This window comes from Streptomyces alkaliterrae (assembly GCF_007097205.2).
In the GTDB taxonomy this organism is placed as follows: Bacteria; Actinomycetota; Actinomycetes; order Streptomycetales; family Streptomycetaceae; genus Streptomyces; species Streptomyces alkaliterrae.
On record NZ_VJYK02000221.1, the window covers coordinates 1 to 9,248 of the forward strand.

At 72.8% G+C, this 9,248-nt stretch carries 10 protein-coding genes and 1 pseudogene; 9 read left to right on the top strand and 2 right to left on the bottom strand.

The genetic code is table 11. The features are described 5' to 3' along the window. Positions 1–329: 329 nt before the first annotated feature. Genes FNX44_RS19045 through crcB form a run of 3 tightly spaced genes read left to right on the top strand, consistent with a single transcriptional unit; the run spans position 330 to position 1,545 of the window. On the top strand, positions 330–791 hold the full coding sequence (locus FNX44_RS19045; protein ID WP_181356223.1) for a FluC/FEX family fluoride channel: 462 nt from the start codon (positions 330–332) through the stop codon (positions 789–791). Further along, positions 788–1,174 carry a DUF190 domain-containing protein gene (locus tag FNX44_RS19050; RefSeq protein ID WP_143649508.1) on the top strand — a complete coding sequence of 129 codons (387 nt, stop codon included), beginning with the start codon at positions 788–790 and terminating at the stop codon, positions 1,172–1,174. The genes FNX44_RS19045 and FNX44_RS19050 overlap by 4 nt, the downstream gene beginning before the upstream one ends. Further along, positions 1,171–1,545 (top strand): fluoride efflux transporter CrcB, encoded by a 375-nt coding sequence (crcB, locus tag FNX44_RS19055; protein ID WP_143649509.1) that lies wholly within the window; start codon positions 1,171–1,173, stop codon positions 1,543–1,545. The genes FNX44_RS19050 and crcB overlap by 4 nt, the downstream gene beginning before the upstream one ends. A gap of 41 nt (positions 1,546–1,586) precedes the next feature. On the opposite strand, the gene FNX44_RS19060 is transcribed toward crcB, so the two are convergent. Continuing rightward, a complete protein-coding gene (locus tag FNX44_RS19060) occupies positions 1,587–1,997 on the bottom strand; it encodes a DUF302 domain-containing protein (RefSeq protein ID WP_143649510.1) in 411 nt (136 codons plus the stop codon). A 215-nt stretch (positions 1,998–2,212) separates the two neighbouring features. Here FNX44_RS19060 and FNX44_RS19065 point away from each other — a divergent pair, with 215 nt between their 5' ends. Beyond that, on the top strand, positions 2,213–3,589 hold the full coding sequence (locus FNX44_RS19065) for an MBL fold metallo-hydrolase (RefSeq protein ID WP_143649511.1): 1,377 nt from the start codon (positions 2,213–2,215) through the stop codon (positions 3,587–3,589). Between the two features lie 98 nt (positions 3,590–3,687). On the opposite strand, the gene FNX44_RS19070 is transcribed toward FNX44_RS19065, so the two are convergent. Beyond that, positions 3,688–3,975: a metal-sensitive transcriptional regulator gene (locus FNX44_RS19070; protein ID WP_143649516.1), complete on the bottom strand. Its 288-nt coding sequence runs from the start codon at positions 3,973–3,975 to the stop codon at positions 3,688–3,690. A 120-nt stretch (positions 3,976–4,095) separates the two neighbouring features. Between FNX44_RS19070 and FNX44_RS19075 the strand changes: the two genes are divergently transcribed. From FNX44_RS19075 to FNX44_RS19095, 5 genes and pseudogenes are all read left to right on the top strand, one after another. Next, complete coding sequence (locus tag FNX44_RS19075) at positions 4,096–5,457, top strand: VWA domain-containing protein (protein ID WP_500274135.1); 1,362 nt, start codon at positions 4,096–4,098, stop codon at positions 5,455–5,457. A gap of 60 nt (positions 5,458–5,517) precedes the next feature. After that, a complete protein-coding gene (locus tag FNX44_RS19080; protein ID WP_143649512.1) occupies positions 5,518–6,039 on the top strand; it encodes an Asp23/Gls24 family envelope stress response protein in 522 nt (173 codons plus the stop codon). A gap of 272 nt (positions 6,040–6,311) precedes the next feature. Continuing rightward, positions 6,312–7,889 (top strand): S8 family peptidase, encoded by a 1,578-nt coding sequence (locus tag FNX44_RS19085; protein ID WP_143649513.1) that lies wholly within the window; start codon positions 6,312–6,314, stop codon positions 7,887–7,889. Positions 7,890–8,114: 225 nt separating this feature from the next. Then, complete coding sequence (locus FNX44_RS19090; RefSeq protein ID WP_143649514.1) at positions 8,115–8,867, top strand: GntR family transcriptional regulator; 753 nt, start codon at positions 8,115–8,117, stop codon at positions 8,865–8,867. A 177-nt stretch (positions 8,868–9,044) separates the two neighbouring features. Continuing rightward, positions 9,045–9,161, top strand: a pseudogene (locus FNX44_RS19095) (SPOR domain-containing protein); the annotation flags it as partial. Positions 9,162–9,248: the final 87 nt, after the last annotated feature.

Genomic DNA, 9,248 nt, shown 5'->3' on the forward strand with positions numbered 1-9,248 from the left:
GGTGCGGAGTGGTCCGGGGTCGGCGTGGCCGGTGGGTCGACGTCCGACGCTAGCAGGGGGTGGTCGAGGGACGGTTGTGATCACGCCGGCGGGCCGCGGCTTCGGCGCCGACGAACGCCGGGACGCCGGGCCGGCGGACGGCGGGCCGGCAGGCCCGGCGGAGGTCCGTTGGCTACGCTGGTGGCGTTCCCGGTACACCGGTACAGGGGGACGGCGACGGGTTCCGGTCCGTCGCGCGGCGGTGGGGCCCGCCGTGCCCAACCGCGGCGTGAGCGCCGCCAACGGTCCCTGCTCGTGGTCGGGCGCGCCCAGAACGAGGCGCCGGACGAGTGGGAGAGACGGTGAAGGGCCTTTCCGAGACGAAGCGCGTCGGGCGGCCGCGTGTGCCGGCCCGCAAGCAGCTTTCGGTGCTGGCCGTCGTCGCGGCGGGCGGCGCCGTGGGCGCGGGCGCCAGGTACGGCGTCGAACTGCTGTGGCCGCCGACGGCCGGCGGTTTCCCCTGGGCGACGTTCGCGGTGAACGTCGTGGGGTGTGCGCTGATCGGCGTGCTCATGGCGGTGGTCGTGGAGGCGGCCGTCGGGCACCGGCTGCTGCGGCCGTTCCTGGGCACCGGGGTCCTCGGCGGCTTCACCACCCTCTCCGCGTACGCCGGTGAGGCGGACGCGCTGCTGCGCGCCGGGCGCGCCGCGACGGCCCTGTCCTACCTGGCGCTCACCCTGGTGGCGGCCCTGGCGGCGGTCTGGGCCGCGACCGTGCTGACCCGTCGAACGATCCTGCGGAGGCGAGCATGAGGACTTCCACCGAGTCGGCGTTGCGGCTGACGGTCTACGTCGGCGAGAACGACGTGTGGCGGCACCGGCCGCTCTACAGCGAGATCGTGCACCGGGCGCGGGAGGCGGGTCTGGCGGGCGCCAGCGCGTTCCGGGGCGTCGAGGGGTTCGGCGCGTCCGCGCTTGTGCACACCACGCGGCTGCTCTCCCTCAGCGAGGACCTGCCGGTCGCGGTGGTGATCGTCGACCGGCCCGAACGGGTCAGGGGCTTCCTTCCCGAGCTGGCCGAACTGGTCGAGGAGGGCGCCGTGACCCTGGACGAGGTCGAGATCGTCCGCTGGGCCCACGAGAGCGACCGGGACGGGGACCAGAACCAGCACGGGGACGAGGGCGAGGCGCGGTGAGCTGGCTGCTGGTGATGGCCGGGGCGGCGCTCGGCGCGCCGCTGCGCTATCTGACCGATCGGGCGGTGCAGACCCGGCACGACTCGGTGTTCCCCTGGGGCACGTTCTCGGTCAACGTCGCGGGCTGTCTGCTGCTCGGGCTGGTGCTCGGCCTGTCCGCGCACGGCGCCGCCGACTCCCCGGCGCGGCTGCTGCTGGCGGTCGGACTGTGCGGGGCGCTGACGACGTACTCGACCTTCTCCTACGAGACGCTGCGGCTCGCCGAGAGCGGCGCGCGGCTGCTTGCGGTGGTGAACGCGGTCGGGAGTGTGCTGGCGGGCCTCGTCGCGGTCTGGCTGGGCGGCGCGCTGGGCGACGCCCTGGCCGGCTGACGCCGGCGCGGGCCCGGACCGTAGGCGCGAAGGCGGGCCCGTCAGCCGTGTTCGCGGGCGAGCGCGCCCAGTGCGGCGTCCAGCCGGGCGGCGGCCTCGTGGGCGACGGCGCGCAGTCCGTCGAGCCCGGTGACGGTGACCAGCGCGTTCGGGTCGAGCGCCTGGACGAGGGTCCCGTCGGGTGTCGTCCGCACGACGACGTTGCAGGGCAGCAGCAGGCCGACGGTGGGGTCCACCTCCAGCGCCCGCATGGCGAGTCGGGGGTTGCACGCTCCCAGGATCAGGTAGCCGTCGAGGTCGGCCGGTGCTTCGGGACCGAGCTTGCTCCGGAGGACGTCGGGCACGTCGATCTCCGTGAGGACGCCGAAGCCCTGGTCGGCGAGCGCCTCGCGGACGGCGGCGACGGTGGCGGGGAAGTCGGTGCGGAGCAGGACGGTGCGGTCGTAGCGCATGGCGGAGGCCCCCTGTCGTGGTGGTGGCGGGTGGTGCCGGGCGGTGCCCGGGAGAGCTGACGGGTCCGGTTGGGTCGACGGGCGGTCGGGTACCCGGGAGCCGTCGGGCGGCGTTCCCGGAGTGTTCGGCCGACTGGCACCAGCATACCCCCGGGGGTAATGTCGTGAGTGGGTCCGCCTCCGGCGGGTCGGGCGAGCCGAGAGGAGCCGAGGGCGTGTTCTTCGTCGACACCATCGAGGTGCCGGGTCTGGGCAACCGGAGCTATCTGGCCGGCGGCGCGCGGACGGCGGTCGCCGTCGACCCGCCGCGCGACGCCGACCGGATCCTGGCCGCCGCCGCCCGCCGAGGCGTCCGGATCTCGCACGTCGTCGAGACCCATCTGCACAACGACTACGTCACCGGCGGGCTTGATCTCGCCCGTCTGACCGGCGCCCACTACCTGGTGCCCGTCGGGGCGACCGTCGCGTTCGACCGGGAGCCGGTGGCCGACGGCGACGTGGTCGAGGTCGACTCCGCACTGCGGCTGCGCGCGCTCGCCACCCCCGGGCACACCCCGCACCACACCTCCTACGTGCTGGAGGACGACGGCCGCCCCGCCGCCGTGTTCACGGGCGGCTCCCTGCTGGTGGGCGCGGTCGGCCGCCCGGACCTCGTCGAGCCGCGGCTGACCGAGCCGCTGGCCCGCGCCCAGCACGCGTCGGCGCGGCGGCTGGCGGCCGAACTCCCCGACCACACCTCCGTCCTGCCCACCCACGGCTTCGGCAGCTTCTGCACCTCCGTCCAGACGACGGACGAGTCGACGACCATCGGCCGCGAGAAGGAGCGGAACGACGCGCTGCTCACGGACGTCGACACGTTCGTGGCGGAGCTGCTGGCCGGGCTGGACGACGTGCCCGCCTACTACGCCCACATGGCGCCGAGGAACGCGGCCGGCCCGCCCCCCGTGGACCTGACGCCGCCGGGGGTCGCGACGCCCGAGCGGATCAGCGCCAGGCTCGCGGCCGGGGAGTGGGTGGTGGACCTGCGCAACCGGGTCGCCTTCGCCGCCGGACACGTCGCCGGCAGCTACAACTTCGAGGCGGACGGCAAGCTCGCCACCTACCTCGCCTGGCTCGTCCCGTGGGAGAAGCCGGTGACGCTGCTTGCCGAGTCACCCGAGCAACTGGCCGACGCACAGCGGGAACTCGCCCGGGTCGGCATCGACCGCCCGGCGTCGGCGGCCACCGGCGGACCGCGGCAGTGGCTGCGCGAGGGCGAACCGGCGCGGCACTACCGCCGCGCCACCTTCGCCGAACTCGCGCGCGTGCTCGCCGAGGAGCCGGAGGGGGGCGGCTCGGTGGTGGTGCTGGACGTGCGGCGGGACTCCGAGCGGGAGGGCGGCTATCTGCGCGGATCGACGCACCTGCCGGTGCACACGCTGCACGGCCGGCTCGACGAGGTGCCGGCGGGCGAGGTGTGGATCCACTGCGCGAGCGGGATGCGGGCCGCGATCGCGGCGTCGATCCTGGACGCGGCAGGGCGGAACGTCGTCCTGGTGGACGACTCCTTCGACGCGGCCGCCGAGGCCGGGTTGCCGATGGTCGGCCGCTGAGGCCCGCGGAACGGCCGGACCCGTGGAAGCGCCGAACCGCCGACACCGCCGAACGCGTGGAAGCACCGAACGCGTGGAAGCGCCGAACGCGTGCCCTCTCAGGCCAGGGACAGGAACAGCTTCTCCAGGCGTGCCTTCATCTGCTCCCGGTCCTCCTGGCCACTTTCACCCTCCGGAAGTTCGGCGAGGCACTGCTGGAGTCCGGTGGCGATGATGGCGAAGCCGGCCCGGTCCAGGGCGCGTGAGGCGGCCGCGAGTTGCGTGACCACCTCCTCGCAGTCCCGTCCCTCCTCGATCATCCGGATCACGCCGGAGATCTGACCCTGCGCCCGGCGCAGCCGGTTGAGTACCGCGCGCAGCTCCTGGCCGGCCATGTCCAGTTCCACGGCAACCACCCCCTTGTTCCGTCCGGAGACAAGCATGGCAGCAGGCGGCCACGAGTACCGCTGCCGTCCGCCTTCCGGGACCGCCGGTCAACCCGCGGGTGCTGCGGCACACTTGTCGGTGTGACGTCTACAACGCTGAGCAAGGGCGGGAATCTTCCGGTCGCCGCCTCCGCCGTCCGCGCCGTGCTGTCCTGGACCGCCGGTCCCTCGGTGCCCGAGGTCGACGCCTCGGCGCTGCTGCTGGACGGCGGTGGGCGGGTCCGCTCGGACGCCGACCTCGTCTTCTACAACCAGCCGCGGCACGCGTCGGGCGCGGTCCGGCACCAGGGGAAGCAGGGCTCGACGGACACCCTCGCGGTGGATCTCGAGGGACTCGAACCGATCGTCGAGCGCGTGCTGTTGGGGGCCTCGGCGGACGGCGGGAGCTTCGGGCAGGTGCCGGGCCTGCGGATGACGTTGCTCGACGCGGCGAGCGGCACCGAGCTGGCCGCCTTCGACATGGCGGCGACCACCGAGACGGCGTTTGTCGCCGGAGAGCTCTACCGGCGGGCCGGACAGTGGAAGTTCCGCGCGGTCGGCCAGGGGTACGACAGCGGTCTGGCCGGCCTGGCCACGGACTACGGGATCAGCGTGGCCGACGACGAACCGGAGCCGGCCCCGGAGGCGCCATGCGCGACCGCCCAGCCGGCCGCCGTCGGTGCCGACCGGTTCGCGGAGGCGGAGGAGCGGCTGCCGGTCGACATGCGGAAGCGGCTGTCCCTGCGCAAGCGGCAGGTGGCCGTCAGCCTGCTCAAGCACGGCGCCGAGCATGCCCGGGCGCGGGTCGTCCTGGTGCTGGACGCGTCCGGCTCGATGGCGGCGCTGTACTCCAGGGGCACGGTCGCCGACGTCGTGGAGCGGATCGCCGCCGTCGCCGCGCAGCTGGACGACGACGGCGCCATGCAGGCGTGGACGTTCGCCACCCATCCGGCCCGCCTGCCGGACCTCCGGCTCGCCGAACTCCCGGAGTGGTTGCGGCTGCACGTGCGGGTGGGCGCGATGAGCCTGTTCGGGCGGCCGAAGAAGGCCAAGCGCGGGCTGGAGCCCGGGCAGATCGACATGCGGCTCGTCGGCATCCAGAACGAGGAGCAGAAGGTCATCGCCGAGGTGCGGGAGTACGTCCGGACGCATCCGGCGAGCGATCCGACGCTGGTGCTGTTCTTCTCCGACGGCGGTGTGTACCGCAACGACCAGATCGAGAAGGAGCTTCGGGAGGCGGTGGAGGAGCCGGTCTTCTGGCAGTTCGTGGGCCTCGGCCAGGCCGACTACGGGGTGCTGGAACGCCTCGACGCGATGACCGGCCGACGGGTGGACAACGTGGGCTTCTTCGCGGTCGACGACATCAACGACGTCCCGGACGAGGAGCTTTACGACAGGTTGCTGTCGGAGTTCCCGCTCTGGCTGCGCAGCGCCGCCGCCGCCGGAATCCTGCCCACCCGCTGAGGCCCGGTCCGAGAGCCCGGCGGCCCGACGGTTCGACAACACACCTGAGGAGTGAGCGAGATGACCCTGAACACCTCGTCGGACACCACCGGCGGACCCGTCGAGCAGGCCGGTTCCGGGGAGGACCGGGTGCGTGAGCGCGACGCCGCCGGAGTCCTCGTGAGCCCCGGCGCGCCGGGCGGCTCCGGCGCGGCGCCGGCCGACCGCGGCCGGACGACGATCGCGGACGCGGTGGTGGAGAAGATCGCCGGTATGGCGGCCCGTGAGGTGCCGGGCGTGTACGCGCTCGGCGGTGGTCTGGCGCGGACGCTCGGCGCGGTGCGGGACCGGGTGCCGGGTGGGCGGCCGAACATGGCCCGCGGGGTGAAGGTGGAGGTCGGCGAGCGGCAGGCGGCGCTGGACCTGGACATCGTCGTCGAGTACGGGGTGCCGATCCCGGAAGTCGCCGGCGAGGTGCGGGAGAACGTCATCGCGGCGGTGGAGCGGATGACCGGTCTGGAGGTGGTCGAGGTGAACATCGCGGTCAACGACGTCCATCTGCCGGACGACGACGAGGAGTCCGCGTCTGCCCGGGTCGAGTGAGATCCGGCCCAGGACCTGCGCCGGCCCGCCTCCCCAGCGAGGGCGGGCCGGCGTCGTCTTGCCCGGTTGGGCTTCGGAATGCCCCGGTATCCGGACAGTTGGCTCCGCTTGGTGCGGGTTGGCGTGACATCTGCATGACAGACGCATGAAGTCCGACGGCACCCCTTGCCGGATTCCTATGGTTCGGCGAATCTTTGCGCTGCGGACACGGATGTCATGTCCGCGTCTGCGATCGACCCCACATCGGCGCACCACCTGAAGAAGGAACACTGATGACAGTGATGCGTTCCCCCAGACGTAGATTGTCAGCAGCCGTCGTGGCCACCGCCGCGGCGGTCGCCCTCGGCGCGGGCGCACTCCCGGCCGTCGCCGCTGACGGCCCGGTCGGCACCATCGAGAACGCCGGGGCACCTGGTGCGATCAAGAACAGCTACCTGATCACCCTCGACGACGACGCCTCGTCCGCCGAGGGCAGGGCGCTCGCCAAGAAGTACGGCGCCAAGATCAAGCACACGTACAAGACCGCGATCAACGGCCTCGCGGTCGAACTCTCCGAGAAGCAGGCGAAGAAGCTCGCCGCCGAGCGGGGCGTCGAGACCGTCGTGCAGGACCAGCGGGTGTCGATCGACGCCACGCAGACCAACCCGCCGTCCTGGGGCCTGGACCGGATCGACCAGCCGAGCCTTCCGCTGGACCAGAAGTACACCTACCCCGACCACGCCGGTCAGGGTGTCACCGCGTACATCATCGACACCGGCATCCGCCACTCCCACCAGGACTTCGGCGGCCGCGCCAAGTTCGGCTTCGACGCCTTCGGCGGTAGCGGCAACGACGGCAACGGCCACGGCACGCACGTCGCCGGCACCGTCGGCGGCACCGCGTACGGCGTCGCCAAGAAGACCAACCTGGTCTCCGTGAAGGTGCTCAACGACTCGGGCTCGGGCACCATCTCCGGCGTGGTCGCCGGCGTCGACTGGGTGGCGAACAACGCCCAGAAGCCGGCCGTGGCGAACATGAGCCTCGGCGGCGGCGCCAACACCACGCTCGACAACGCCGTCCGCAACGCCATCGCGAAGGGCATCACGTTCGCCGTCGCGGCCGGCAACGACAACCGCGACGCGTCGGGCTACTCACCCGCACGGGTGGGCGAGGCGCTGACGGTGGGCTCGACCACCAACACCGACGCCCGCTCGTCGTTCTCCAACTACGGCTCGATCGTGGACATCTTCGCGCCGGGCTCCAGCATCGCCTCCGCCTGGCACACCAGTGACAGCGCCGTCAACACCATCTCCGGCACCTCGATGGCCGCCCCGCACGTGGCCGGCGCCGCCGCCCTCGTGCTCGGCGGAAGTCCGAACGCCACCCCGGCCCAGGTCGGTGCGGCGATCGACTCGGCCGCCGCGACCGGCAAGGTCGGCAACCCGGGCTCCGGTTCGCCGAACAAGCTGCTCCAGGTCGGCGGTGGCGGCACGGACCCGGGCGACCCCGGCGACCCGGGCGAGCCCGGTGACCGCTTCGAGAACGCCACCGACTACCCGATCCGCGACCACTCGACCGTCGAGTCCCCGATCAACGTCACCGGCGTCTCGGGCAACGCCCCGTCGGCGCTGAAGGTCGAGGTCGACATCAAGCACACCTGGATCGGCGACCTGCGGGTCGACCTGATCGCCCCCAACGGCACCGTGCACCGGCTGAAGGACTACCGCACCGGTGGCAGCAGCCGGAACCTCAACGAGACCTACACGGTCGACGCCTCGTCCTCGCCGGCCAACGGCACCTGGAAGCTGAGGGTGAGTGACAACGCGACCTGGGACACCGGCTACATCGACAAGTGGGCCCTGCAGTTCTGAGCCCTGAGCCCTGAGTTCCTGAGTTCCTGAGTCAGGCGGTCGGCCGAGCCGACCGAAGTGAGTGAGCCAGCAGTACCCCGACCCCCGCGGCACGCCGCGGGGGTCGGGCGCGTTGGTGCGCGACATCATCACTTCGGGTGAACGATTGGCCTTTCATTGCGGGCGGCGAGCCAGGGTTGCCAAGCTGGTGCCCACTGTCAGCCCGCCCGCCGCCCAGGGGGTCACGTGTCCTTCGGTGAGCAGCCCGCCTATCTCCGCGTCGCCGGTGATCTCCGCCAGAAGATCATCGACGGTACGCTCGCGCCGCACTCCCGGCTGCCCTCCCAGGCGCGGATCCGCGCCGAGTACGGAGTCTCCGACACGGTCGCGCTGGAGGCCCGGAAGGTGCTGATGGCGGAGGGGCTGGTGGAGGGCCGCTCCGGCTCCGGCACGTACGTGCGGGACCAGCCCCGGCCGCGCCGGCTGGTGCGCAGCGGGTACCGGGTGCCCGGCGGGGTGAGCCCCTTCCGGCAGGAGCAGGCGGACGAGGAGGTCAAGGGCACCTGGGAGTCCCGCAGTCGGCAGGAAGAGGCCGCCGGGGCGATCGCCGAGCGGCTGATGATCAAGCCGGGGGAGCGGGTGATGCGGACGCGCTACCTCTTCCGCGGCGAGGGCGAACCGGTGATGCTCTCCACGTCCTACGAGCCGCTGGCCGTCACCGGGCGTACGCCCGTCATGCTGCCCGAGGAGGGGCCGCTGGGCGGTCAGGGGGTCGTCGAGCGGATGGCCGCCATCGGGGTGGTGGTGGACAACGTCCTGGAGGAGCTGACCAGCCGGCCCGGGCTCGCCGAGGAGATGGCGGAGCTGGGCGGGGTGGCGGGGCAGCACGTCCTGGTCATCGCGCGCACGTTCTTCGCCGGCGGGCAGCCGGTGGAGACGGCGGACGTGGTCGTGCCGGCGGACCGGTACCGGGTGGTGCACCGGCTCCCCGTCCGGTGAGCGGTTCCCCCGTCCGGGGGTAAACGATTCTGCTGGCCGAAGCTGGCCGAATCCGTATCTCCTTGTGCCAAGTCGAATGCGCTCCGTTAAGGTCGCGCGTAGGCTCGGGCATATGCGGAAACAGAGGTCGTTGCAGGGTGCGCCGGCGCGCGCCCCCATAGAAGGGGTGAGGCGCCGATGAACGAGAGCGCCACGCTTCCCTGGCTGGTGATCAGACAGGACGAGGACGGCGGCCGCTACCGGGTGGGCCGCTACGCCACGCTCAACGAGGCGCAGGCCCTCGCCGAGCGCCTGGCCGCCGCACCCCCGGCGGGCGCCGCCGCCCGACAGGGCGCCGACGGCGAGAGCGCCGAGAGCGCCGGAGGCGGGCCGGGCGGGCGG

Excerpts from the sequence above, each read along its gene's own strand:
- FNX44_RS19050 (WP_143649508.1), top strand. The coding sequence starts at position 788 with ATGAGGACTTCCACCGAGTCGGCGTTGCGGCTGACGGTCTACGTCGGC.
- FNX44_RS19060 (WP_143649510.1), bottom strand. The coding sequence starts at position 1,997 with ATGCGCTACGACCGCACCGTCCTGCTCCGCACCGACTTCCCCGCCACC.
- FNX44_RS19080 (WP_143649512.1), top strand. The coding sequence starts at position 5,518 with ATGACCCTGAACACCTCGTCGGACACCACCGGCGGACCCGTCGAGCAG.
- FNX44_RS19085 (WP_143649513.1), top strand. The coding sequence starts at position 6,312 with ATGACAGTGATGCGTTCCCCCAGACGTAGATTGTCAGCAGCCGTCGTG.